Raw genomic sequence first — 26,669 nt, 5'->3', positions numbered from 1 at the left:
CAGGCTTATACCTTCCTATAATTTCTCCAGCTTCTCCAAAAACGCCCTGTAAAATTCCCCTTCTTTGATACGGGCCTGCTGAACCTCTATGCTCCTTGGCGTATATACCCTTGGATGCTCCAAATCGTACAGCGCCTCTTTCGTTGCCTGGATTGCAGATTCCACCGTGCTTCCAAGGATGTCAAAATTCTCCGTCTCGCCCTTAAGCTGTCTATTAAGCCGCTGCACCATCATCTGCGATATGTGGCTCATCATTCCGTTGCCCCGGATTCCCATGCCATTTGCATTTACTTCTTTCGCCGCCTCCATCCACGCATCCTTCACTTCCTGCGGAGCATTCGGGCCGACCATCTCAAAGGCTTTTTCATCATAATCGGCTGCTCTGCCCTGCGCCGCCTTTTCTTCCACCGTTTCCATGAATCCCACAGCCCCGGATTCCGCGCTTCTTCCTGTCTTTCTTGCCGTGTATCCTGTCAGCGGATATCCCGCTGTTCCTATTCCATTAATGCTCATTTCAGTCCTCCATTTCTTTCTTATGGCAGCCCCTCTGTCGTTCAGAGCCGCCCCTGCTCCCATGTAATAAGTCCGAGCAGTTTATGCCTCCATGCAAACATACCCACCTAACTTCCCCTGTCAAATTCCATACCGACTTTCACCTCCTTCCAAATAATCCCCGGCAGGGGCGCATGGTTTTTGCGCCTCTGCGGAATAGGGTGTAAAAATTATATCTTCATGTCCTTTTCTATCAAACAGTCAGCCATTTCACAAAGCGGCTTATGTTTGCGCTGATCCATGAATTGGAAAGGCTGCTCTGGTTCTGCAGGCTTTCCATAAATGACTGGAAACTGTTGTATTTCACATTCTGGAATGTGGCCGGCACCTTTGTCTTTTCCACTTTTTCCTTCCAGTCTACATAACCGCTGTCCTTTTTCGTGTCGGAAGGAGCGTCCAGTATCTTCTTCGCCGCTTTTGTGTATAATTCTATGAACTTAGCGGAATGCTTCTCTCCGTCCTTATGGTTTATGATACTCTGGTTCAGCTCGTTGATCTGGTTATACAGATCGGTGTCATTCGCTTTCAGCCAGCCCTCCATATCCACATAGCTGCCGGGTGCGCCGGACATCCGTACCTGCCCCTCCTGCACATTGTATATGACCTTCCCGCTGTCTGAAATAGAACCGTTCAGGCCATAATTCGGAATGACGATCCTGTGCGTGTTTTCATGCTGTATTACATTCTCCGCCTGGAATGCAGCATCCCTTGCCGCCCTCTTTGCCGCTTCCTCCTCTGTCATTGCCCTGCCGGACATGGACTTTGCACCCTCCGCAAGGGCCGCCGCAAGGCCGTCGCCGGAAAATTGCACGATGACGCTGTCCCCGTACTGCGAGGAAATCTCATTCACAGCTTTCATGGTCTCTTCTTTTGACATCTTATCCATGACCTTGTTGCCATGTTCATCCGTGGTGTTGAACCGGTATTTCACTAAGGTATCTTTCTTTGCAGCCGGATTGGAGCCGTAGCTTTTTAGCTGCTCCGTCCCCACATAAAACTGGCTGTAATCCTGGTTAACATTCATTGCCATCTGCTTATCCTCCTATATGGTAAAATCAAACCGTCCACCGCTCTGCGGTCTGTTCTCCGCCTTTACGGAATCCCAATCAACGCCCCTGATCTTCTCCGGCAGTTCCTCCATGCTGTCCGCTTGAACAGTCGTCCTCTTCACGCCCGCATCCTCCCGCAGATACCTGTTCTCCAGCCTTTCCTTTTCAGCCTTTTTCTCCTGCTCTTTCCTTGCCGCACGTTTTTCCTCCCGTGCTTTCTCAATATGCTCCCTCTGCCTTGCGCTGGACTTTTCCAGCTCCGCAAAAAAGATGCGGTTCCGTCCGAATTAAAGGAAATCCCTATCTTGTTTATTTCACTGCTGCCGGACTTCTCCCCGAATGCCGATGTAAAGCCAAATTCACGGTTGATCTGTTCCGACATACGGAGCGCGCCCTGCACCCGTTCCATGTATTCCTTTTCATATTTCTCATCGGATGCCATTTTCTCAAGCTCAGAACTGGAGAATATGACGGAAACCTCTTTTGTGCCGTGCGACAGAATCTCCTTGGCATTATCCCCCTTGTCGAAATCGGCAACCATGAAATCCATATCGCTGTAGCTTTTTCGCAGCTTTTCCAAAAGTGCCTGCGCCCCTTTGGAAAGCACCGCCTCACCGATGCTACCTGTTTGTGCGGCGGCCTTGCTCTCCGCCGTCTGCTTTCTGCTGTTTGCGTCACTTGCATAGCCGCTTGTATAGTTGCTGTAATTGTTTGTGATCTCCATTGACATAACTCTCATCCCCCTTGGCCTTAAATCTGAATTCCTTTTCACATCACAGCTATATGCTCAAATCAAAGTTATTGCCTAATGCCTTTTCTTCCTTTGTCAGCACTTTTTCATTTGTTCCATTTGCTGCTTCTTTCGCCTTTTTCAGCAATTCTTCATTTGAGGAAGCCACAACAACTTTATCCTTTGAAGATTTTACCTGCTGTTCCCGCTTTTCTTCTGCTTTCTTTTCATCAGCCTTTTTCTGTTCCCGTGCTTTTTCCTGTTTCTCTTTTATCCTATCGGCATTCTTCTCGCTCTGCTCTGCCAGACTGTCAAACATACTATGTTTCTTTTCAACAACCGAATAGGAACCCATTTTCCCATTTTCATCAATGTAGTACCCACAGGAAACTAATTCCAGACCATCCCTTGCAAAAGCATTTTTCAGCCAGTTATATGCCGACTCCACTCCGCTTAACATTTCATCTAAATCCTGTGCCGTCTTTTCATCATTCTCCGCTTTTGATAAATATGCAGAACTTATCATTACCCCTTGAAAACCTTTGCTTGATGATGAAACCTGGCCTTTGGAAAAAGTACCCGCCGTAATATCAAAATTAGAATACTTATCCTGCAACTGGTTTAACAGGCCGCCTTTATTTTCGGTATCCCCTTTTTTCTGCGCTGCGGAAGTTTCCTTTGTTTCTTCCTTCTGCTTTGTTGCGTACATATTTTCATACGCATTGTTGTAAGTGTTCACTCCTGAAATTGCCATAATAATCATCCTCCTTCAAAAAATCTTACCTGCGGCCCCTCTGTCATTCGGAGCCGCCCATGCCCCCTTATGATAAGTCCGGGCATGATCTTCCTTACTTCAAAATGCCCGCCGCCTCATATGCGGCAATCGAAACCGCCTTTTTGGTTATGCTGGTCTGATAATATCTCTCGTCTGCTTCCTGCTCCATCAGCCTGCGTTTCAGGGCGCTTTCCTCATTCAGCCGTGCATATTCCTCACGCCTTTTCCTCTTTGCCGCCTGCTCCGCTTCAAACTGGCGCTGCTGCTCTTCTGTCGGCCCAGATATATTACCGCCGCCCCCTGTCACACGATATTTTTCTATTTCTCCATTTTCATCAAGCGAGATCAGCCATGAACATACCCTCCCCGGTCTGACGGAGGTTGCCGTATATGTGGTAATAAAATTTTCAACATTCGCCATTACCTTCTTAGCCAGTTCTGGATCATTCTTCATCTTTTCTTCCAATTCCGGCGGTACAATAATCGACTTCTGCCCTAATGTAGAATTCCACCGGGACTGTACCTGCGGACTGGTTGCTTCCGACTCGGCTCCTGTCGGCTTCCAATTTACCACAGATGTATCAGCATCATCCCGGAAGAACTTTTCAAGAGGGAAATCATTCCTGTCCCATGCGCCTTGTGATATCTTTGAGCCATCCATCACATGGTAGTACGCTCCGGGATACCTCGCCTGCCACATATCCTTAAAACTCATTCCCGATACCTCTGACTGCGCCGCCTTTGCCGCCGCAAGCTCCGCAAAGCTCACGCCCCCGCTCTTGCCTGCCGCATTCTTCCGGTACTGCTCCGCCAAATAGTACCCTCCCAATTTACCTGTCACTCCGAAATCCATCTTCCTCTCTCCTTTCATTTTTCATCATCACGGACAGGATAAACACCCTGTCCTTTACCCTAAAATCCATTGTCCCCTGATACTTTTCAGCCGTGCTTTTGATGTTGGCAAGCCCTATCCCATGATTCTCCCGGTCTGCCTTATCCGTCACGGGAAACTCATTCTGCGGTTTTCTCACCACCTTTCCGTCAAAGCTGTTCTCCACTTTCAGGAAAAACAGTTCCCTCTTTTGGAAAGAACTGATGCGGATAAAGGCTTCTGCATCCGGCTCTTTCACTTTCAGTTTCCGGCAGGCTTCGATCGCGTTATCCAATGCGTTTCCTATGATAATGCCGATATCATAACTCTGGATGAACAGTTTCTCCGGGAACTGCAGCCCCTCCACATCCATCCGCAGGTCTGGCACCGTGCTGGCAATCTCATGGTATTTCATATTCAGCAGGGTATCCACAACTGTGTTCCCTGTCTTGAACCGGAATTCCAGTCTGTCCATAGTCTCGTTCAGTTCTTCCAGATAGGCTTTCAGTTCCTCCTCTTTTCCGGCCGCAAGCTGCATGATAAGGGAAATTGTATTCTTCATATCATGTCTCATCCCCCGTATCCCGGAATAGACACGCTCCATCTCCCCCATATGCTCCTGCAGGCTGCTGACCTGTTTTTCCAAGATAATGCGGCTGCTTTTTTCCCTGTTCCAACAGATCATGTCCTGAAAAAGTTTTACCCCAAACATAACAGAGAACAGTAACAGCAGCAGGATAACAGGCATTATGACCATCAGTGATGGATATCTGTCATACAGCGTCTCCGGCACACCGTTCTCTGCCGTGTCAATCGTAATACGCAGTAAAGTACATACCAACAGACCTGCCAGCCCCGGTGTGAGAATGAACAGTAATTCTGTCCTGTGGACGGCATATTCCTTTTCCCGGTAATCCTGCACCACCCTTCTCAGAGTAAAATAAAGCACCGCTGCCCCAATCGCATAAAACAAAATCTGGTTCCCTATGAGAGTAATGCTTGCAATGCAATTATAAAATTCCAAGGATGATATATATCCATTTCCCAGGCACCAGTCCCAAAGCCGGAACAGATGGTTTCCTAATTCAAAAAGCATATGTGCAAGGAAAAAGCTCATTTCACCCACAGCCATAAAGGTAACGATAAGAAATAAGGCCATCTTCCCTATTGCCCTATAAAAAGCCAATGCCGTCACCGATATGATGCACAGGATCACTGCCAGCCTTACAAAAACCCAAAAACTCGTGTAGCCCTTTGGCAGGAAGAATCCAGTCCCCAGCCGCAGCGCCCCATACAATGCTGTGACTGCCAGCACACTGATCCGCCGGTTCCGTATCCTTGTTTCCAGAAAACTACCAAAGAAATACTGCAGGCAGTATCCCTGGAACATGGCAGAAAATACTTCCAGCAGGCCGCTCACCACTTCATACACAGGACACCCCTCCATTCTGCAAATACCACATATACGCCTTTACAAACTCTTTGTGCTTCTTCCTTGTCAGATAGACCTTCTCACCGCTGGAAAGAAAGATGCTGTCAGCATCATACCTCGCTATGTGTGCCATGTTTACCAGATACCCCCTGTGGCAGCGGTAAAATCCATCACCAAGCTGCCCTTCCAGTTCATCCATCGTGGCATAGGACTCTATGACTTCCTCCATGTCCGTGGTATGGACCTCCACCTTCTTCCCCCTGCTCTCAATATACAGGATGCCATTCAGGATAAGCGTATACCCCTGGTTCTTCGCCCTTATGAATATCTGCTTTTCCCTCTGCCCCTTCCTTTTCCCGGCTTCCTCCGCCGCCCTGCCAAGCACCTCCATGAATTTCTGTTCCTCAATCGGCTTTAGCAGGTAGTGGAACGCCGACACGTCAAAAGCCTCAAACACATATTCCTTAATTCCCGTAATGAAGATGACCACCGCATCCACGCCGGACTGCCGGAGGGTTCTCGCCGCCTCAATACCGCCCATACCATCCATCTGTATGTCAAGAAAGATAATGTCAAAACCGGTTCCTGCCGCAAGCAGTCCTTCCCCCGTTGCAAAACCTCTTATATGAAAATCGGGATTCCGTTTTTTAATGAATCCGCCAATCTGCTCCCTGATGGCTTCCTCATCATCTACCACTGCTATATTCAAAATTCATCACCTCGGATTTCCGTTTCTGCCGTCACTTAATTTATCGGCAGATTTTCTGTTATTTTGGGATGCGGGGAACGAAAGGCATATAAAATGGAGCGAAATGCATAAATGCAATGAAAAAATCCCAAAATAAGTCTAAAGTTTTTCGCCATTCGTCCGATATAGGGAAAACGCAAACCGCCGTGTAAGCATATTACCTCTTATTTCCCCGCTTTCCGAGCAATTTCCGTTATCAGTCCGCCTGGCCTGCCTGCGGAAAAGGCAGACCGCCAGAATTGGAAAAAGGGCCTATGAGCCCTTTTCCTCTTTATCCTTATTGTAATTCCAGTAACCGGGATATGTTCTCCCCTAATGCCATCTCCGCTGTCCTCTTGTCCTGGCTGACAAATTCAATGAGCTGCCTGTATAGATACGGTTCCCCATAAGGGGCGTCTGAACTGTACAGGCACCTCTCCGGCAGCTCGGTCAATGCCATCCTGGTGGCAATGGAAGCAAATGCAGCCGAAAGGTCTAAGTACACATTATCATGCTCTTTTGCGAATTTGATCACGTCCATCCAGTTTGAGCCGCCCAAATGCCCGAAGATAACGGGAATGCCGGGATATTTTTCGCATAAGGACATCAGAAGTTTTATCCCCTCCATCGTAACCGGGTGGAAAGTATGCACCCAAACCGGATAAATCCTTGTATCCATCAATGCCTGAAATACAGTGTCCAACTGCCTGATCTGCTGCTCGTTTCCGGGTGTAAACTCTCCGATTCCATACAGAGAATTGGAAGTGATCTGTGTGTCAATCCACTTCTCCGTTTCCTCCAGCTCCATTCCCAAAGGCACAGCGCCGAAGCCTAAAAAGCGGTCAGGATATGCCCTTACTGCCTCTGCCACTTCTGCAATATTCTTTTTCAGGCGGCTGATGTTATCCTCCTTAGTGCTGGAACCTGCTAGAATCTTATTCAAAGCCGCCATTTCTTCTTCCAGTTCATTTAATGTGCCTGCTTTCTCCGGGTGCGGTGCCGTGCAGAATAATACCGTCTTATCCACCCCTGCCGCATCCATTTTCTCCAACTGCATTTTTATGGGGAACATGATATGTTCGTGGCTGTCTATCACCATTTTCAGAACCTCCTTGACAATTTTGGTATATTGACGTTAGCATTAAGGAAAGCTAAAATCAAGTACGCACTTTTTTGAAATAAGATTTCCTTTTTGAAACCGTGCGTGGAAAGGGGCAATACATAATGGCAAAGGTACAGGCAGTGGATGAACAATGCCCGGTTGAACTTGGGCTGAATATCCTTAGCGGAAAATGGAAACTGAAAATATTATGGCATCTCTCCAAAGGCACAATCCGTTTCAATGAGCTGCAGCGGCTCCTGGGCAGCATCACCACCAAGACACTGACCGAACAGCTCCGGGAACTGGAGGAACAGGGAATCATCCTTAGAACTGTTTTCCCGGAAGTCCCTCCGAGGGTTGAATATTCATTAAGCGAAATAGGCAATACCCTGAAACCAGTCTTAGGCGGGCTGTGTGAATGGGGAAAGACATATCAGGAATATCAGCGGCAATAAAAGTATTTGGAAAAGGGCTGAAATATCACAGCCCTTCTCCTCGCATTATGCCCTGTCTATACCGTTTCGTAGGAAACCAGTTCTTCCACCGGGATGCGTGTCTGTAAATGGGGCTCCGGGGCAGCCGCTTCCTCGTCCGAATACCCGACTGCAAGGATATTGACCGGCTCCAGATTATCCGGCAGCCCGAACTCCCTGCGTATCACATCCGGCTTGAAATAGCATATCCACACGGAGCCAAGATCTAATTCCGTTGCCTGCAGCATCATATGGTCTGTAAGTATGGATGCGTCTATGTCGGTGGTCTGCTTTTTATCAAACGGGCGTACCCATGCCTTTCCGTGGTCAGCGCAGACGATGACCGCCAGCGGCGCTCCGTAAAGGTTGGCCCCTTTCCCTATCTTCGCAAGCCCCTCACTGCTCTGGACAACGATCAGGCGGACGGGCTGGAGATTGGCCGCTGTCGGCGCAACACGAGCCGCCTCCAGAATCTTTTGCAGCTTTTCCTCCTCCACTTTCTTGTCCTTATAGCTCCGGACGGAATAACGCTTCTTTGCAATTTCGATAAAATCCATAGTGGCAAATCCTCTCTTTCTATTGTATACTGAACGTGTTAGTTAACCGTTGACCTAAATTTTAGCAGGATACAGAAATTCCGCAAGAATGCACTTTTTGGGTAGATACTTCCCAAAAGGGTAGCTATAAAAAGGAGAGGATACAGACAATGAAATATTCAAAAGACCAGTTCAACTGCCCGGTGGAGGCCACGCTGTTTTTGATCGGCGGGAAATACAAGCCCCTCATCCTCTGGTATCTGATAGAAAAACCGCTCCACTACATGGAGCTGCAACGTATGATCCCGAAAGCGACACCCAAAATGCTGTCGCAGCAATTACATGATCTGGAAGAATGCGAGATGCTGCACCGGGAGGTCATCCCGGACAAGCCGCCCAGGACACTGTACTCCCTCACCCCATTTGGGCGCAGCATCATTCCCGTACTGGATGCCATGTGCGATTGGGGCGCGGGCTTTTTGGACGGGCTGGACATCCAGCCGCCGTGCTGTACAAAAAAGTCAGCAGGAGAACCGTGACAGGCTTTCCTGCTGACTTTTCATAACTGTACATCCGACGCCAATGGGAAAACCCCGTTTTCAAATACAAGCCGGGAAACTGATGCGTTCTTTACCTTACCCACTTTTCCTGACTGCTCCGGCGCAAATAGATGGATTATTGTCTTTCCTGATTTGCAAGGTCTTTCATATTTTATAGGAAATTTGTTATAAAGCAATACCAGCACAAGGCTTTGCACCTGCCCCATTCAAACCTTTTAACGATTACCTGCTATCGTTAAAAGGAGGTGCAAATTTTGAGGGCAAAACAGCCCCCGAAACAGAAAAAAGGCTCAAAAAGTGAAAAAATAAAACCGCCGAATCCGCGGAAAGGCTTATTTCCACGCATTTTAGCGGTTTTCTATTGTATCAATTTCGTTGTTGCGATGTTTCCATACGCCTGCGGATAGTTCTCCGATAGATGCCTAAAATTCCTATCGTTAAAATTTGCACCCAAAGTCAGCTTTGGGTGCATTGTATCAAATTGTGGTACGCAAGCCAGTAAGACCGTGTTCCGACAAATCTCTTCACATTTTTTATAGAGTGACCACCGTGTTCAAACGCCTTTGAGGGGGCAAAAATGACCGCTCATCCACCGACTGGCACAAATCCCATACTGCCTGGCACAGCCCCAAAATCAAACAAGGGTTTCCCGATATTCTGTTCATGCCCTTTGTATCAAATAAGCGGTTTACATTTCTGTAAAGTGCCGGATATTGGTAAACCCGTTTTTCCTTGCGTAGTCCTCTAAAAATCCGCTTCTGGTTCTCAATGCTTACGGATTCTCCGGCTCGCTCGTCGTCACTGAATACCAGTGCAAATATTTTATATTTGGATCCGGCAGTTCCGTCCGTATCCAAATATAAAGCCTTCGCTATAATACCAGCATCCCTTTTTCCTATTGACAAATAATGGAAAAGAGTTAAAATTAGAATTATTCTAATTTTAATTTCAAATGGAGATGATTATGACCAAAAACGCAGAATATATTTTAGAAATTATCAACAGTTCCAATTCTCATTTAACGGCAGAGCAGATTTATCTTCGTTTAAAGAAAAAAAACAAAACCGTAGTTCAGGCTACCGTCTATAACAACTTATCCGCCCTGTATCAGAAAGGACTGATTCGGAAAATCTCCGTTGAGGGATACCCGGACCGCTACGACAGAACCCTGCGGCACGAACATTTGGTGTGCAGAAAATGCGGAAAATTATCGGATATTGTACTGGAGGATCTGACGGCTGTGCTTCAAAAACAGGTGGACATTCCCATGCTTTCTTACGATTTAAAAATCAATTACATCTGTGATGAATGCTTAAAACAAGAGATTAACGACAAAATAGAGAAAGGATGAATATCATGAGATTAAAAAGAAGGACTTTTCCTGCCGTCATCGCATCTGTTTCCAGATTGGTAGATATGCCGTATGAACCGCAAAACGGGGAATTAAACAATATCCACCAACGGCTGATGAAGGGCCGGAAAGAATTTGAACAGGCCCTGACAAAAACGATGGACGCAGTCATCCAGATGAGTTCCATGGATTTATCATTAGAAACAAACGCAGCAGCCATAGAGGAAATAAATTCTTCCATTTCCGATGCAGCAAACAGTATCAGCAACTCCACAAAACGGACGGCCGGAATCTCTGCAGAAGTCTCTAAAGCCCACGACAGCCTCACTGGAACCATTATTGAGGTTTCCGATGAAGCCAGCAAAATTATGGAGGATATCCGCAATTCTGAAAACGATCTCACCTCCATCACCCAGCTGTCTGCTTCCGCCATCTCAAGCGCAGGCGAAATGAGGACGAATATTTACGGACTTCTGGAAATTATTCAGCATATGAATGAAGCCATTGAAGCAATCAACTCCATTTCCGCCCAGACAAATCTTCTGGCCTTAAACGCTTCCATAGAAGCTGCCCGGGCCGGTGAAGCCGGAAGGGGATTTGCTGTTGTGGCAGAGGAAATACGTGAACTTGCAACTGAGACAAAGTCATTGACTGCACGTATGGGCGCTTTTGTCAATGAAATCCAGACCGCCTCTCAGAAAAGCTCCGGCAGCGTAGATACCACAGTCAAAGAACTGGAGCATATCAACGAAAACATTCAGAATGTATGGCAGCTTACCGGAAATAACCGCATCGGTATGGACCGCATTTCAGATTCCGTTTCTTCCCTTGCCGCCGTCAGCGAAGAAATCAGCAGCTCCATCTACGAACTGGATAACCAGATGCAGCATGTCAACGAAGAATGCCAGATTTTAAAAGGAGACACGGATTCGCTGCAGCAGTCCAGTCAGTCCATTGCGGAGCTTGCGGAGCCTGCAAAAGTCATTGAACAACATCTGGACGAGTCTACCAAAATCATGGGAAATATGGCAAAAGATGCTTTTTACATGCTGGACAATCAGATTGTCCTGAACTGTCTGAACCAGGCAGTCTCAGCCCATCAGGACTGGCTTGGCACCTTGAAAGAGATTGCAGAAACCGGAATCTTAAAGGTACTGCAGACAGACTGCACAAAATGCGGCCTGGGCCATTTCTATTACGCCTTAAAGCCCATTCATCCGGACATTGCAGAGCTCTGGGCCGGCCTGGATGGAAAACACAAAACCTTCCATGCCTACGGAACGGAAATGATTTCCGCTGTCCGCACCGGACGCACAGAAGAATTGCTTCAGATCTACAGGGAAGCGGAAAGCTGTTCCCAGGAGCTTTTGTCAGATTTCCAAACTCTGGCCCGGACAATTGAAACACTGACAGAACAGCAGATTCGGATCTTTGAATAAATTTATCAGGGGGCTGTCGGAACATGGAATTTATAAACAATATATTGTGAAAAATTACTGTTTCCCGACAGCCCTCAATCTATTACTCCGGCGGTTAAATGCCGGAGTAATAGATCTAAGCCCCCAGATTCGTATAACCCATCAGGCTCTCATCCACTGCTCTGGCAGCTTCCCGGCCTTCCCGGATGGCCCATACCACCAAAGACTGCCCTCTGCGCATATCTCCTGCCGCAAATACATGCTTCACATTGGTTTCATAGCTTTCCGGCTCTGTCTGCACATTCATCCGTTCATTGAGGGTAATTCCGAAAGCGTCCGCCGCGTATGCTTCCGTTCCCAGAAATCCCGCTGCAATCAATGCCAAATCCGCGTCCAGTTTCTGCTCAGACCCCGGCACCTCCGCCAGAACCGTACGTCCCGTTTTCTCATCCTGCCTGCTTTCCAGTTTCACTGTGGTCAGACCGCAGAGTTTTCCATTTTTATCTTTTATAAATTCCTTTACGGTGGTCTGATATATCCGGGGATCATGGCCGAACAGGGCTATGGCCTCCTCCTGGCCGTAATCCGTTTTGCAGACCTTGGGCCACTGGGGCCAGGGATTATCCTCCGCCCGCTGCTTTGGCGCCTCAGGCATCATTTCCAGCTGGGTGACCGAAGCTGCCCCGTGGCGGATGGCGGTTCCCACACAGTCGTTTCCTGTGTCGCCGCCGCCGATAATCACTACCTTCTTTCCCTTGGCGGAAATGTATTTATTATCCTTAAGCTGAGAATCCAGAAGGCTTTTTGTGGTGGAGGAAAGAAAATCCACCGCAAAATAAATGCCTTTGGCGTCTCTGCCCGGAGCGTTGATATCCCGGGGATTCTTTGCCCCGCAGGCCAGGATAATCCGGTCATACTCTTTTTGCAGCTTTGCAGCCTTCACGTCTTTTCCCACATTGACGCCGGTGATAAATTCTATGCCCTCTTCTTTCATCATGTTTACCTTCCGGTCAATTATATGCTTTTCCAGCTTCATGTTGGGAATTCCGTACATCAAAAGCCCTCCGATGCGGTCCTCCCGTTCATAAACGGTGACCTGATGGCCCCGCTTGTTCAGCTGATCCGCCGCTGCAAGGCCGGCAGGGCCGGAGCCTATCACCGCCACTTTTTTGCCGGTGCGCACCTTGGGCGGCCTTGCCTTTGCAAATCCCTGTTCATAGGCGTTTTCAATAATTCCATGTTCATTCTCTTTCACCGAAACAGCGTCTCCGTAGTGGCCGCAGGTACATGCCGCTTCACAGAGGGCCGGACATACCCGGGCGGTGAATTCCGGGAAATTATTTGTTTTTACCAGGCGGTTATATGCCTGTTCCCAGTTTCCGGTGTAAACCAGATCATTCCACTCCGGCACCAGATTGTGTAAAGGGCAGCCGGAGGTCATTCCCATCAGCTCCATGCCGGACTGGCAGAACGGCACGCCGCAGGCCATGCAGCGGGCGCCCTGGATCTGCTGTTCTTCTTTGCTGAGCGGGATATGGAATTCATTGAAATGTTTCACCCGCTCCCGGGGCGCTGCCGCCTCTGCCGTCTGTCTGCTGTAATCCATAAATCCTGTTGGTTTTCCCATTTTCACATCTCTCCTAATTCTTCATATTGGCATAAAACGCTTCGATCTGCGCCTGTTCTGAACTCAGTCCTTTTTCCTCCATCTGCACAATGGACATCATCATCCGGTGATAATCGTATGGTACGATTTTCTTAAATTTCGGCAGATATTCGCTGAAATGCTCCAATATTTCCTTGCCTTTTTCCGAATTAGTCAGCGCCACATGCTCTTTCACCATACTTTTCAGTTCCATCACATCATATTTGGATGTGATTTCCCCGGAAAATACCATTTCTTTATTAATTCTGGTGTACAAATCATTTTCTTCATCCAATACATAGGCAATGCCGCCGCTCATGCCTGCCGCAAAGTTTTTCCCGGTTTTGCCAAGCACCACCACCCGGCCGCCGGTCATATATTCGCAGCCGTGATCGCCTACGCCTTCCACCACTGCAACTGCGCCGGAATTGCGGACACAGAACCGTTCCCCGGCCACTCCGTTGATAAACGCTTTGCCGCTGGTTGCCCCATAGAGGGCCACATTCCCGATAATAATGTTTTCATCCTGTTTAAATTTCACTCCGGTGGGGGGATAAACCACCAGTTTTCCGCCGGAAAGCCCTTTTCCAAAGTAATCGTTGCTGTCGCCCACCAGTTCCAGAGTCAGACCTCCTGGAATGAACGCGCCGAAGCTCTGGCCGCCGGCCCCGGTGCATTTTACCAGAAAAGTGTCCTCCTCCAACCCATCGCCAAACCGTCTGGTCATTTCCGAACCGAACATTGTGCCAAAAGAGCGGTCTGTGTTGGTGACTTCCACATGGATGCTGCGTTTCTGTCCTCCTTCCAGGGCAGATTTCAGCTGTTTAAGCAGAATCTTTTCATCTTTGGTTTTCTCCAGCTCAAAATCATAGACCTGCTTGGGGTCAAAAATCACTTTGGATTTGGGCCCTGCAAAGGGATTATTCAAAATGCCGGACAAATCCAGTTCCTTTTCCCGCTCTGTCAAATCCTCCCGCACTTTCAGCAAATCGCTTCGGCCCACCAGTTCATCCACCGTGCGGATGCCCAGTTTTGCCATGTACTCCCGCAGCTCCTCTGCAATAAACCGCATGAAATTCACCACATATTCCGGCTTTCCTGCAAACCGCTTCCGAAGCTGGGGATTCTGGGTTGCGATTCCCGCCGGACAGGTGTCCAGGTTGCAGACGCGCATCATCACGCATCCCATAGTTACCAAAGGCGCCGTTGCAAAACCGAATTCCTCCGCCCCCAGCATGGCGGCAATGGCCACGTCCCGGCCGGTCATCAGCTTTCCGTCTGTCTCAATCCGCACCTTGTTGCGCAGTCCGTTTAGAATCAACGTCTGATGGGTCTCGGAAAGGCCCAGTTCCCAGGGAAGCCCCGCATTGTGGATGGAACTGCTGGGCGCCGCTCCTGTTCCGCCGTCATATCCGGAAACCAGAACCACCTGGGCCCCTGCTTTGGCAACCCCGGCCGCCACGGTGCCCACTCCCGCTTCCGATACCAGTTTCACTGTAATCCTTGCGTCTTTATTGGAATTTTTTAAATCATATATCAACTGCTCCAAATCCTCAATGGAGTAAATATCGTGATGGGGCGGCGGAGAAATCAAAGACACGCCCGGCGTGGACAGCCTGGTTCTGGCAATCCAGGGATACACCTTCTGTCCCGGCAGATGTCCGCCCTCTCCCGGCTTCGCTCCCTGGGCCATCTTAATCTGGATTTCCTTCGCGCTGACCAGATAACGGCTGGTAACGCCGAACCGTCCGGAAGCCACCTGCTTGATGGCAGAACAGCGGTTTTTGCCGTCCGGGCCTGTCACCAGACGTTCCGGGCTCTCCCCGCCCTCGCCGCTGTTGGATTTTCCCCGAAGCGTGTTCATGGCAATGGCCAGTGTCTCATGGGCCTCCTGGGAAATGGAACCATAGGACATGGCCCCTGTTTTAAATCTTGTCACAATGGAATCTACGCATTCCACCTCCTCTAAGGGAATGGATTTTCTGGGATATACAAAGTCCATCATGCCCCGGATATTCGCCTTCCGTTCCTGGTCGTCCGCCGCTTTTGTGTAGGCTTTGAATAACTGGTAATCTCCCCGTTTGGTGGATTCCTGCAGCAAATGAATGGTCTTTGGATTATACAGGTGGCTGTCTGCGCCGCTTCGCATCTTATGACGTCCCCGGCTCTCTAAGGTTAAATCTGTCTCCAGTCCCAGGGGATCGTAAGCGCTGGAATGAAGGGCATTGACGTCCTTTTCAATATCTTTCAGGGTAATTCCCCCGATACGGCTTACCGTATTGGTAAAATATTTCTGAATCACATCGGAACTGATGCCGATTGCCTCAAATATTTTGGCTCCCTGATAAGACTGAATGGTGGAAATCCCCATTTTGGCTGCAATTTTTACAATTCCATGGATAATGGCATGGTTGTAATCTGCAATGGCCGCATAGTAATCTTTATCCAGCATATGATCGTCAATCAGCTGCTTTACCGTATCCTGGGCCAGATAGGGATTGATGGCGCAGGCGCCGTAACCCAGCAATGCGGCAAAGTGATGCACCTCTCTGGGTTCTCCTGATTCCAGAATCACTGCAAGGGCCGTCCGCTTTTTGGTTTTAATCAAATGCTGCTGCAGGGCGGACACTGCCAGCAGGGAGGGGATGGGCACATGGTTTTCATCCACGCCCCGGTCGGACAGAATCAGAATATTTGCTCCGTCCCGATAAGCCCGGTCTGCTTCCACAAACAGGCGGTCAATGGCTTTTTCCAGGCTGGTATTTTTGTAGTAAATAATCGGCAGCTCCACCACTTTGAAGCCTTCCGCCTTCATGGATTTTATTTTCATAATATCTGTATTGGTCAAAATCGGATTATCTACTTTCAGCACCTGGCAGTTCCTGGGCTTTTCCTCCAGCAGGTTTCCATCCTCGCCGATGTAGACGGTGGCACTTGTCACCACTTCTTCCCGGATGGAATCAATGGGCGGATTGGTAACCTGGGCAAACTTCTGTTTAAAATAATTAAACAACGGCTGATGATCTCCGGCCAATGCTGCAAGTGGGGTGTCAATTCCCATGGCCGCCGTTCCTTCCCCGCCGTTTTTCGCCATGGGCAGAATGGCCTCCTTTAAGGATTCATAGGTATAGCCAAAGGTTTTCTGCATTCTCTGGCGTTCCTTCTTCTCATACTCCGGCACACGCTGGTTGGGAATTTTCAAATCCGCAAGGTTTATCAGATGACGATCCAGCCATTCCCCGTAAGGCTGTCTACCGGCATATTTTTCTTTGATCTCATCGTCGTCAATCACCCTTCCCTGAACGGTGTCCACCAGAAGCATTTTACCCGGACGGAGGCGTTCTTTTCTCACAATTTTCATGGGATCTATCTTAAGAACTCCCACCTCCGAAGAGAGAATCAGGTTGTCGTCATCCGTAATGTAATAGCGGGAAGGACGCAGCCCGTTCCGATCCAGAACCGCCCCCAGGAGATCCCCGTCGCTGAATACAATGGAGGCCGGCCCGTCCCAGGGCTCCATCATGGTTGCATAATACTGATAGAAATCTTTTTTCTTCTGGCTCATCAGGGCATTGTTGGCCCAGGGCTCCGGAATGGTAATCATCACCGCCAAAGGCAGCTCCATGCCGCTCATTACCAGAAATTCCAGTGTATTATCCAACATGGCGGAATCAGAGCCTTTTGCATTTACCACCGGAAGCACCTTCTGAAGCTCTCCCTTCAAATACTCAGATTCCATGGTTTCTTCCCGCGCAAGCATCTTATCGGCATTTCCCAGAATGGTATTGATTTCCCCGTTATGCACGATAAACCGGTTGGGATGGGCCCGTTCCCAGCTTGGGTTTGTGTTGGTGGAAAATCTGGAATGGACGGTTGCAATGGCAGACTCATAGTCCCCGTCCTGCAAATCGGCAAAAAACAGACGGAGCTGCTCCACCAGAAACATTCCTTTATATACAATGGTCCGGCTGGACAGAGAAACCACATAGGTGTCGTCGCTGGACTGTTCAAACACCCGTCGGGCCACATACAGCTTCCGGTCAAAATCCAGTCCCGGTTCCACATTCTTCGGCCGCTTCACAAATCCCTGCATAATACAGGGCATACAGTCCACGGCTTTCTGGCCCAGCTGTTCCGGCGCAATGGGCACCTTCCGCCAACCTAAGAATTCCATGCCTTCTTTTTTCACAATGACTTCAAACATCTTCCTGGCCTGGTTCCTCTTAAGTTCATCCTGGGAAAAGAAAAACATGCCGACGCCGTAATCCCGTTCTTCTCCCAGTTCAATTCCTGCTTCTTTTGCAGCTTTTTTAAAAAATTTATGGGAAATCTGCAGAAGGATTCCCACACCGTCTCCGGTTTTCCCTTCCGCGTCTTTGCCTGCCCTGTGTTTTAAGTTCTCTACAATCTTCAGCGCATTCTCTACCGTCTGATGGGTTTTTATCCCCTTGATATTTACCACTGCGCCGATGCCGCAGTTGTCGTGTTCAAAGCATGGGTCATACATACCCATGGCTGTTCGTTTGGTTTCCTGCATGGTATCATCCTTCCTACTCTGTTCTGTTAAAGCACTGATATAACTATACAATATTTTCTGAGGATTGTAAACAGCTTTTTTGATATTATTATCTGATAATTCGACTTTAATATTATATATAGAATTATTATCTGATAATAATGTTTATTTTTCATACATAAAATAGATTTTAGATACAATTTAACTGGATTGTATAAGATTTTTTCTGTTGGAAATTTATTGATTTGGATTGAAATGTTAAGATTTTATAGAATTGTGTTGAAATTGTATACGAGGATTGTGGGGATTTCCGGAAAAAGTTCCAGAGGGGATTCCTGAAAAGAAAGGGAATGTGCTTGTCATTCTCGTCATTTTTATTGACAAGAACACTGACCGGACGCAGTATTAATGCAGAATCACAAGCAAATAATTGCCATTCATATCCGGCGCAGCGCAAATTCCTGAGAATTTTCACAACTCTTGCCCTGCTGCTGTCCGAATAATGCATTCGCACCGTCAAAATATCCGGTTTCAGGGCAAGAATTAAAGCTCATTCATTGGATTATATGCAATCACATTTATCCTGTAACGCAGTGCGTGAGGCTCTCCTTAACGGTTGATTTTAAGGGCTTATACGCTCTCCCTGTTCAGCCGCCAAATCACCCCAAGCAAAACAATGCTCACAACTGCCAGTCCTGCCGTAGCTGCGGCAAACACGCTCCGGCTCTGCTCCATCCACTGAAACAGTCCGGTTTCCACCCGCAGCACGGAAATCAGGTTTGCCCCGATATGGGCCAGCAGCGGGCCATAGAGATGGCCTGCCTCCTCCATAAACCAGGCGAGCATAAGGCCCAATGCTCCTGCATAGACAAACTGCACCAGGTTTTGGTGGAGCACGCCGAACAACAGTGCGGAAAGCGCCATGGCAATCAACCGGTTTTTCCATGCTTTTTGGGTTTGCTCAGCCCCCTGTTCCTCATGATTCACAAGCAGCAAATCACACAGCCTTCCATACACCACGCCCCGGTAAAGCACTTCTTCCAGACACGGAGTCAGCAAACACGCCCCTAACAGCTCAAAGAAAATTCCTCCTGCAAAAAAATTGCTGTTTGCCTCCTGAAAGCCCCGGGAGATTTCTTTCAGGGCAGTCAATGCCAGAAGGTTGTTCAGAGCTGCTCCCGCAGACGCGCCGGCCAGAACCATCCATATGGCATTTGCCGCCTTCCGGGCGGAAGTTTTCTTCTCAGACACCCGTTTCATGCGTTCCCAAAACGCCGTGGGTTCCTTTTGGTCTTTCCTGTAATACCGGACAATAAAAGGAAGCGTCACCGCCACCGCCGCTGTCTGCAGCGCCATATACTGTTTCTGAATATCTGCCCCCAGAAAAGCGGCAAATACGGCAAACAGTGAAACCGCAAGATTAATTGCCACAAAATAAATAAAAATCGGGTAAATCACATTCCAGAATTTAAAAATCGCATTGTTTTCGTATGGGCTGCCTTTTAGATTCATGTTTTCTTCCCTTCTTCCGGTTTCTCAAGCACTTTCACTCCGCTGGTCATATCTTCTATTTCCATTTCCACCTTCTTTACTTTTCCATCCTGGGCAATGGCCTGCATAATCCGCCGGATATCCTCCGGGGAAAACATGCCGATGGCTTTGGAAAGGGCATCTATACTGTCACGGTTCACCAGCAGACGTCCGCCGCCTTCTAAGGGAACCGAAATGCACTGACTGGGATCTGACACATCTCCCAGACACAGGCTGTTCTGTTCTTCATCACATTGAAAAATCACGCCGTTATAGGTAATCATCCCGCTCTCATCTGCCAGTATGGAATAGGGCGCTTTCTTCCGGTTTCCGATTAGCTTCTGTATCGCTTCATCTTTGATATCATCAGAAATTTTATCTATAATTTCTATTTCTTGTTCTTCCTTCTCTTCTCCGGCAGACTTTTCCGCCTCAATCTTATGAAAACGCATACTGCGGACTTTTCCTTCCCACAGCACATTCGCCTCATAAATCTGTCCCGATTTATGTTCTTCTATGGACAAATCCACCTTGTGCAGCATCCCATTCCATTCTTTTTCTGAAAATTCACCAATGGCCTTCCCAGAAGAATGCCCGTTCTGCTCTTTCTCCGGCTTCATCTTCCTGGCATATTCCGCAACTGCCTGTGAAAAATACCCGTTTCCTGTACTGCCTGAAACTCTGCTCAACATAATTTTTCCTCCTTTTTCGATATAAAAAACGGCATTTATTTCCAACTCCCTGGAAAAAAATGCCGTCCGTAGCTAAAATTTATATCGGCAGTTTTCAGAATTAATTTAGCAGCTCCGAAACAAAACCTTACAATAAATGCTTCCGCAGCTCCTCACCGCTTTTGGCGCTTAAATAAGCCGGCGCAATGTCAAACACCGTTTTGCATCCCTTCTGCCCTTCCTGGGACAGCCGGTACGCTGCTCTGGCATAAGCTGCGATAACGCTTGCCGTAAATTCCGGATTGGAATCCAGTTTCAGACTGTATTCGATCACATGGGTATGCTCCTGCTCCCATCCGGTCCTGCCGGAGTGAATCACAAACCCGCCATGGGGAATTCCGCCGTGATTTTTTTGCAGTTCTTCCTCGCTGATAAAATGCACAGTTGTATCATAATCTGCAAAATAATTGGGCATGGTCCTGATTTCCTCTTCGATTTTGGCCGGGTCTGCTCCCTCCTCCAATACCACAAAACATTCTCTGGTGTGCTTCTGTCTGGTGGTCAGCTCCGGATGTTCTCCTGAACGCACCGACTCCAGCGCAGCTTCCACCGGAATGGTGTACTGCTTTGCATTTTTTACACCGGAAATTCTCCGAATGGCATCCGAATGGCCCTGGCTGACCCCTTTGCCCCAGAAAGTATAGTCTTTTCCCTCCGGCAAAATAGCGTTGGCATACATGCGGTTTAAGGAAAACATTCCCGGGTCCCAGCCCACCGAAATAATTCCAACCGTTCCGGCCTCCTTTGCCGCCTGATCCACGCCTGCAAAATGCTCCGGTATTCTGGCATGGGTGTCAAAGCTGTCCACCACATTAAAAATACGGGCAAATTCAGGGGTCTGCTCCGGCAAATCTGTGGCGCTTCCGCCGCAGAGAATCAGCACATCAATCTTTCCCTTCCATTCCTTTGCTTCCGAATGGCTGCACACTGCCGCTCCCGGGGTCAGAATGGAAACCTCTGACGGATTCCTTCTGGTAAACACAGCCGCAAGCTCCATGTCAGGATTCTGCCTGATGGCGCATTCCACTCCTCTTCCAAGATTTCCATAACCTAAGATACCAATTCTGATACTCATCCTTCTGTTCTCCTTTTCTTAAACTTCTGATTCCAGATATTCCACCACTTCCGCAAGGCTGTCAAAGATTTCCATTACGCCTGCCCCGCGCATTTCTTCCAGATCTTCTTCAAATCCGTAGGAAACGCCGATACAGTCAATTCCCGCTTCCCTTGCGCCCCTGGCGTCATACCGGCTGTCTCCGATTAACACAGCTTCTTTCTTATCGGAAATGCCAAGACGCTTCAATGCATCATTTAACACCTCCACTTTCTCCCCGATATTCTCTTTCACCCTTGCCCCGCAAATCAGGTCGAAATACTGAGCGATTCCCAGACGCTCCAAAATCCGGCGGCAGGGCACTTCTTCCTTAGAGGAAGCTACGCTGATTTGATACCCCTTCTCCTTCAGCGCCTTCAACGCCTCCTCCACGCCCGGAAACAATTCGCACTCAAACAGTCCGATGGTTTCATACCGTTCCCGGAAAATCATGTCCGCCTCCTTCGCCTTCTCTCTGGAAAATCCATATTCCCGCTGAAAAGAATCGATCAGCAGCGGGCCGATAAACCGCCGGATGGTATCCCGATCCGGCGCGCCCATTCCATATTTTTCAAGGGTGTAGCGGACGCTTTTATCCACTCCTTCTTCTGTGTTCACCAATGTCCCGTCCAGGTCAAATAATATGGTGGTCCTTTTCATTGTTTTTCCTCCTTTATGACAAACGTTCCAGTAATTTTCTGCGCTTTTCATCAAAAAACAATTCCTGATTATACTGATAATATCTCTCGCAGCCAGAGCCCTCCAGGAATTTCACACTGTAATAATTGGAATTCAGTTCTGTGATAAACATCACCATTTCCTGCCCTGTTCCAAAAGCCCCCTCCAGAAAATCAAAGGCATATTCCAAAGCCTCCGACGACTGGTTCTGCTGTCTCTCATAGGCTTCATTTTCCAGTGCAAATAATTCCTTTACCCGCACAAAGGAACGCTGTCTCTCCTGAATGCCTTCCAGTTTCAGGGTCTGGCCGAACCTTTCTAACGTATGCAGAATTCTTTGATACTGTTTATCCTCTTCCCGGCTGAGAAGTTCCGCCTTTTTCATATTTATATAATCTATATTTAACTTCTTGTAAATACCGGAAAACAATTGCTGTCCGTTGGAATTTTCCATTCGGCTGTCCGGCAATTGCTGTCCGTTAGAATCTCCCATTCGGCTGTCCGGCAATAGCTGCCCAACAGAATCTTCCAGACTGCACTGTGTCAGCTCTTTAAATTCCAACAGGCAGGACTGCAGCCCTTCCATATACGCTTCCCACTGCACAGCTTTTTTCATCAGCTCATTGACTCTGGAAAGAATCAGGCCCAGGACGCTGAGCCGCTCGTCAAACGAAGCATGTCCGATTTTCTTTAACAGAATTTCATCCAGATGGCCCCGGAAAATTTCTTCCAGCTGATAATCGGTCTGATACTTGTCATACAACTCCAGATAATTCGCAAAATCTTTGGCAATTTTCGGAAACTGGATATACTGGGCCACCACTTCCCGATCCAGTTTTTTTCCCAGCTTTTCATAGACCCCAATCAGCTCCGACAAATCCTCCCATCCTCTGGGCGTTGCAAAATTCCGGCCGTCCACGGTGGTTTCCATCTGGTAAAAGTTCTGTTTCCTGGTATTTAAATAGGAAATAACTGCTCCGTGAAGCCCCTGCTGATAAGCATATTCTTTCCAGACTTCAAAATCTGCCTCCACGTCAATCCGTTTCACCCGATCCATGGTGACCACGTCAAATTCCCGCACAGACTTATTATACTCCGGGGGATTTCCCGCTGCAACAATCACCCACCCTTCCGGTATTTTATGAGTTCCGAAGGATTTGCACTGAAGAAACTGCAGCATGGCAGGAGCCAAAGTTTCCGACACGCAGTTTATCTCATCCAGAAACAATATCCCCTCCGACAATCCCGTCTGTTCCATTTTCTCATAAATGGAAGCCACAATCTCGCTCATGGTATACTCCGTTACGGCATACTCCCTGCCTCCGTATTGCTTTTTGGAAATAAAGGGCAGGCCGATGGCGCTCTGTCTGGTATGATGGGTAATGGTATAGGCCACCAGTCCGATTTTGCATTCTCTGGAAATCTGTTCCATAATCTGCGTCTTTCCCACCCCCGGAGGCCCCAGCAAGAGCATGGGCCGCTGACGGATCACGGGAATTTCATATGCTCCGTATTCATCTTTTTTCAGATAAGCTTCTATGGCATTTTTGATCTCTTCCTTGGTTCTTTTAATGTTCATGACTGTTTCCTTTTTAAATCTGCATTTAATTTTTATTTTTTGACTGGATTTTCCTATCCGGCAAAAAGCTATTTTATATACAGCTCCTGCTGGTCCAAAATCAGCTTTATGGCCCAGGACGGTACATCCACATCCTGATAATCCTCCCGGAAAAATACAAACGCCGTATCATACGCGGGCTTTTTCAGAGGAAATCTCCCATATCCGTCTGTAAAATAAATCAGGCCCCGCAGCTTCCTGAAAGTTTTTTTCGCCAGAAGCAGGTTGACATATTCAAATGCCGGGCGAAAATCCGTACCGCCCATGCCCTTCACCTGAAACTGCTCCATATAAGCGGCAAGCTGCCTCTGATTTTCTATCACGATGTCAGACTGCACCCGCTCGTCGCACTGAAGGATGTGAATGCAGAACCTGCGGTAAAAGGATTCCGCCTGGCTTAAAATACTGTAAGTTTCCTCCAGAAATTTCTGCACCAGACTCGCCTTGCAGGACATGGAAGTGTCAATTACAATCACAAAATCCTCGATTTTCTGCACTTCCCTGGTTTCCTGATGCTCAATCAGGGGCATATTCCCGTATAATTCCATGCCGTAATTATAAAAAATATAGTCAAAGCTGTCCAGATCCACCTGCAGTTCTTCCTTCAGCACACAGAATTTTCTCAAAAATTCCCGGTAATCATACCGTTCCCGGTTTTCGATATGAATCTGCTCTGCCAGACCCTTAGAATCCTCCGCCGCCTCTTTGGAAAAAGTCTCCAGCTCCGTTTCCATCCTGTCCCGGATGTCTTTCCAACGGTTCTGCTGTTCTAAGGGGGATTTAGGACCCCTGTCCTTTTTCTGCCAGAGCTCATGCCCGTCCACGGCAAATTCCTGAATCATCCTTGCCAGAATCCGGAGATCCGGTTCTGCCTGCTTCAAAAGGCGGAACACCCCTTCTCCGTGAATCACCGGAATCTTTTTCAGCAGCCCGTCATATACGGCTCTGCGGTAAGGCCTGGGCGGATTGCGCAGGCAGCGGAGGGCAAGGCCGTCCAACACATACTCTGCGGCAATATCGCAGGAAAGATCCCAGAGCATTTCCTCCTCCGGTTCCGGAAGATTCCAGACATGCCCAAACAGACAGTGCAGAATACTGTGAAGATAGCAGCGGTTTACCGGCACATTTCCGATTCTGTACTGTTCAATCAGAAATTCCGGATTATAACGGAATACTTTTCCGTCCGTTGCAGTTTTCCCCAGCGCCATGGAAGGCTCCGGCGCCAGGCTGTTCAGGGCAACATCCAGAAAACGCAGGTTCAGATACAGTTCGCTTCTGCAGTCCTTTAATATTTCATTGCAGACCTCTATTTTTTCCATCAAAGCTTCTTCAAACATAATCCTTCGCTTTCCTCCTATAAGGAAAAATGACGCTTCTTTTGGGGAAATTTCCGGTGGGAAATATCCATCAGACGGCTTACCGCCTCTGCATCTTTCCCGGCGTTTGCCGCCTGTATCAGCGTTTGTGCTTCCTCTCTTGTATCTGCAAACACCTCAGCCATCCAGTAAAGCTCTTTCCGGCTTCCCTGCTCCACCAGACAGAAAGCAGCCCGCTTCCAATGCTCCCTCAGCCATCCGCCGTATTCCCCGCGGGCAGAACTTTCCAGGCAACAGGGAAACATCAGCCTTGAAACTGCCATATTCAGAATATTTATAAAATCTATATTATATTTTCCAGTTTCAAATAATTTATCATATTCTGAAAAAACAATCTGGGTATTTCGGAACGTATTCCGATACTGAATGCCCATTCCATGGGTCTGGGTAGAAATAATCCTTGCCGGGGTATTTTCCACTGCCTCCTCAAAAAATTCCGGAAATACCAACTGCCAGAGGGGAGTGTCTTTGCCTGTTTCCGGACGCTGCTTTGAATTGCTGATTTCAGTTGCCGGAACGCACTCCACTGTGACAGCCTGCTTCAAATCCTGAAGAATTTCCCGCAGACAGGACGTTCCTTCCATCTGATGCATAACCAGATGAGAAAGCTCTTCACATCCGGTAAAACCTCCTGCTCCCATAAATGCAAGATTACTGTAAAAAGACAGCTTGTGAAGCCGGATGCAGTTATAAAACACATACCGGCCCAACCGCTGAATGGTCCGGGGCAGATACAGCTCTTCCAAACGTCCGCCGCAGATACAGGCAAGCTCCCCGGTGTACGCCGGCTCTTCTTCCATCTCTTCTGCAAAAGCATAATCGGAAAGTTCCGTCACCGGCATTCCTTCCAGCTGCGCCGGAACCGTCACCCGGCCGTTTTCCCCGTAGCACCGCAGAATGCAGATGCCGTCCTTTACTTTTTGATAGGAAAATTCCTGTTTCCCTGATAGGATTCCGTATCCTGACATAATTCTGACTCCCGTTCTTTTTCTATCTCCTTTAACATCCGGCCCACAGTTTTATGGTTCAGAGGGTGCCTCAGATAAGGCGCCAATTCTGCCAGAGGCTTTAATACAAACTCCCGGTTCTGCATATCCGGATGGGGAACTTGAAGCTCCATGGTGTCAATCACACAGTTATCATAAAATATCAGATCTAAATCCAGCGTTCTCGGCCCCCAGTGCACCAGTCTCTCCCGGCCGGCCTTCTGTTCTGTTTCCTGAAGGGCCTTCAGTAATTCCCAGGGGCTGAGCAGGGTACGAAGCTTTATCATGCCGTTTAAAAAATCCGGCTGCTCCGTCATGCCGTAGGGTTTTGTGGAGATTATCTTTGATACCTGTTCCACCCTGCAGTCTTTTCGGGCCTTCAAAGCCTTTATTCCCATCTGGATATAATTTTCCCGTTCTCCCAGATTAGAGCCGATGGCCACAAAAGCCTGATGCCATCCCCGTTCAATTTCCACCGACACAGAGGCTAACGGAAGGCCGATGGGCGCCCAGGGTTTTCTGATTTCCAACCTGATGTTCTCCATGGAGGGAAATTGCAGCAAAAGGGCTTCGGCCATCTGCTCTGCCGCAGCCTCAATCAGCTGAAAGGTATGCTCCGTCATAAAAGATGCGATAAAATGCGAGACTTCTCCATAATGTATTGATTTTGTTAAATCATCTTTTAATCCAGCTTCCCGTGTGGAGGTGTACAGATCCGCATCCACTTCAAATTTCTGTCCCAATCGGTTCTCTTCCGGAAAAACCCCGTGTTTTCCAAAAACTTCAAGATTCCTGATGTGTATTTTATCCCATGCTTCCTCTCTCATTGCCTGTCCTCCTGGATTCTGTTTCGCCTGTCTGCTCCATTCCCTATGAGTTCTGTTCTTCCTGTTCCCAGCCAGAGCTGTCTGCACAGACCG

Annotated in this window: 22 protein-coding genes and 1 pseudogene; 4 read left to right on the top strand and 19 right to left on the bottom strand. The window is 48.2% G+C overall.

What is annotated here, in order from left to right; translation table 11 throughout:
- Positions 1 to 15 precede the first annotated feature (15 nt).
- The 8 genes and pseudogenes from ACTO17_RS03825 to ACTO17_RS03790 form a co-directional block, all read right to left on the bottom strand.
- On the bottom strand, positions 16 to 513 hold the full coding sequence (locus ACTO17_RS03825) for a hypothetical protein (protein WP_482556957.1): 498 nt from the start codon (positions 511 to 513) through the stop codon (positions 16 to 18).
- A gap of 232 nt (positions 514 to 745) precedes the next feature.
- Positions 746 to 1,582 (bottom strand): hypothetical protein, encoded by an 837-nt coding sequence (locus ACTO17_RS03820; protein ID WP_482556956.1) that lies wholly within the window; start codon positions 1,580 to 1,582, stop codon positions 746 to 748.
- 12 nt (positions 1,583 to 1,594) lie between these two features.
- Positions 1,595 to 2,151 (bottom strand): annotated as a pseudogene (locus tag ACTO17_RS03815) (DUF6033 family protein).
- 229 nt (positions 2,152 to 2,380) lie between these two features.
- Complete coding sequence (locus ACTO17_RS03810; protein WP_482556955.1) at positions 2,381 to 3,085, bottom strand: DUF6033 family protein; 705 nt, start codon at positions 3,083 to 3,085, stop codon at positions 2,381 to 2,383.
- A gap of 94 nt (positions 3,086 to 3,179) precedes the next feature.
- Positions 3,180 to 3,959 (bottom strand): hypothetical protein, encoded by a 780-nt coding sequence (locus ACTO17_RS03805; RefSeq protein ID WP_482556954.1) that lies wholly within the window; start codon positions 3,957 to 3,959, stop codon positions 3,180 to 3,182.
- Complete coding sequence (locus ACTO17_RS03800; protein ID WP_482556953.1) at positions 3,937 to 5,409, bottom strand: sensor histidine kinase; 1,473 nt, start codon at positions 5,407 to 5,409, stop codon at positions 3,937 to 3,939. The genes ACTO17_RS03805 and ACTO17_RS03800 overlap by 23 nt, the downstream gene beginning before the upstream one ends.
- Entirely contained in the window at positions 5,402 to 6,118 is a 717-nt protein-coding gene (locus ACTO17_RS03795) for a LytR/AlgR family response regulator transcription factor (RefSeq protein WP_482556952.1), read from the bottom strand. Before ACTO17_RS03795 ends, ACTO17_RS03800 begins: the two co-directional genes overlap by 8 nt.
- 316 nt (positions 6,119 to 6,434) lie before the next feature.
- On the bottom strand, positions 6,435 to 7,235 hold the full coding sequence (locus ACTO17_RS03790; RefSeq protein WP_482556951.1) for an amidohydrolase family protein: 801 nt from the start codon (positions 7,233 to 7,235) through the stop codon (positions 6,435 to 6,437).
- 125 nt (positions 7,236 to 7,360) lie between these two features.
- On the opposite strand from ACTO17_RS03790, the gene ACTO17_RS03785 reads away from it, so the two are divergent.
- Positions 7,361 to 7,693: a winged helix-turn-helix transcriptional regulator gene (locus ACTO17_RS03785; protein WP_172536922.1), complete on the top strand. Its 333-nt coding sequence runs from the start codon at positions 7,361 to 7,363 to the stop codon at positions 7,691 to 7,693.
- A gap of 56 nt (positions 7,694 to 7,749) precedes the next feature.
- On the opposite strand, the gene ACTO17_RS03780 is transcribed toward ACTO17_RS03785, so the two are convergent.
- Positions 7,750 to 8,268, bottom strand: coding sequence for a nitroreductase family protein (locus ACTO17_RS03780; protein WP_482556950.1), 519 nt, complete (start codon positions 8,266 to 8,268; stop codon positions 7,750 to 7,752).
- A 149-nt stretch (positions 8,269 to 8,417) separates the two neighbouring features.
- Between ACTO17_RS03780 and ACTO17_RS03775 the strand changes: the two genes are divergently transcribed.
- From ACTO17_RS03775 to ACTO17_RS03765, 3 genes are all read left to right on the top strand, one after another.
- Positions 8,418 to 8,786, top strand: coding sequence for a winged helix-turn-helix transcriptional regulator (locus tag ACTO17_RS03775; protein WP_172536920.1), 369 nt, complete (start codon positions 8,418 to 8,420; stop codon positions 8,784 to 8,786).
- A gap of 985 nt (positions 8,787 to 9,771) precedes the next feature.
- Entirely contained in the window at positions 9,772 to 10,158 is a 387-nt protein-coding gene (locus tag ACTO17_RS03770; protein ID WP_172538993.1) for a Fur family transcriptional regulator, read from the top strand.
- Between the two features lie 5 nt (positions 10,159 to 10,163).
- Complete coding sequence (locus ACTO17_RS03765; protein WP_482556949.1) at positions 10,164 to 11,597, top strand: methyl-accepting chemotaxis protein; 1,434 nt, start codon at positions 10,164 to 10,166, stop codon at positions 11,595 to 11,597.
- A gap of 115 nt (positions 11,598 to 11,712) precedes the next feature.
- Here the strand turns inward: ACTO17_RS03765 and ACTO17_RS03760 are convergent, their stop codons facing one another.
- The 10 genes from ACTO17_RS03760 to folK form a co-directional block, all read right to left on the bottom strand.
- On the bottom strand, positions 11,713 to 13,203 hold the full coding sequence (locus ACTO17_RS03760; RefSeq protein ID WP_482556948.1) for a glutamate synthase subunit beta: 1,491 nt from the start codon (positions 13,201 to 13,203) through the stop codon (positions 11,713 to 11,715).
- Positions 13,204 to 13,216: 13 nt separating this feature from the next.
- Positions 13,217 to 17,758 carry a glutamate synthase large subunit gene (gene gltB, locus ACTO17_RS03755; RefSeq protein ID WP_482556947.1) on the bottom strand — a complete coding sequence of 1,514 codons (4,542 nt, stop codon included), beginning with the start codon at positions 17,756 to 17,758 and terminating at the stop codon, positions 13,217 to 13,219.
- 609 nt (positions 17,759 to 18,367) lie between these two features.
- On the bottom strand, positions 18,368 to 19,249 hold the full coding sequence (locus ACTO17_RS03750) for a CPBP family intramembrane glutamic endopeptidase (RefSeq protein WP_482556946.1): 882 nt from the start codon (positions 19,247 to 19,249) through the stop codon (positions 18,368 to 18,370).
- A complete protein-coding gene (locus ACTO17_RS03745) occupies positions 19,246 to 19,959 on the bottom strand; it encodes a hypothetical protein (protein ID WP_482556945.1) in 714 nt (237 codons plus the stop codon). Before ACTO17_RS03745 ends, ACTO17_RS03750 begins: the two co-directional genes overlap by 4 nt.
- A gap of 127 nt (positions 19,960 to 20,086) precedes the next feature.
- Positions 20,087 to 21,073 (bottom strand): diaminopimelate dehydrogenase, encoded by a 987-nt coding sequence (locus ACTO17_RS03740; RefSeq protein ID WP_482556944.1) that lies wholly within the window; start codon positions 21,071 to 21,073, stop codon positions 20,087 to 20,089.
- Positions 21,074 to 21,091: 18 nt separating this feature from the next.
- Positions 21,092 to 21,751, bottom strand: a complete 660-nt coding sequence (locus ACTO17_RS03735) for an HAD hydrolase-like protein (RefSeq protein WP_172539000.1) — start codon at positions 21,749 to 21,751, stop codon at positions 21,092 to 21,094.
- A gap of 13 nt (positions 21,752 to 21,764) precedes the next feature.
- Positions 21,765 to 23,348, bottom strand: coding sequence for an AAA family ATPase (locus ACTO17_RS03730; protein WP_482556943.1), 1,584 nt, complete (start codon positions 23,346 to 23,348; stop codon positions 21,765 to 21,767).
- 68 nt (positions 23,349 to 23,416) lie between these two features.
- A complete protein-coding gene (locus tag ACTO17_RS03725) occupies positions 23,417 to 24,724 on the bottom strand; it encodes a vWA domain-containing protein (RefSeq protein ID WP_482556942.1) in 1,308 nt (435 codons plus the stop codon).
- 17 nt (positions 24,725 to 24,741) lie between these two features.
- Entirely contained in the window at positions 24,742 to 25,731 is a 990-nt protein-coding gene (locus ACTO17_RS03720; RefSeq protein WP_482556941.1) for a leucine-rich repeat protein, read from the bottom strand.
- The gene (folK, locus tag ACTO17_RS03715; RefSeq protein ID WP_482556940.1) at positions 25,677 to 26,576 is read right to left on the bottom strand and encodes a 2-amino-4-hydroxy-6-hydroxymethyldihydropteridine diphosphokinase; all 900 of its coding nucleotides are present in this window, start codon (positions 26,574 to 26,576) and stop codon (positions 25,677 to 25,679) included. Before folK ends, ACTO17_RS03720 begins: the two co-directional genes overlap by 55 nt.
- Positions 26,577 to 26,669: the final 93 nt, after the last annotated feature.

Source organism: Petralouisia sp. (assembly GCF_056822245.1).
Note: the sequence above shows the minus strand (reverse complement) of the source record. Positions and strands in the feature narration are given on the sequence as shown.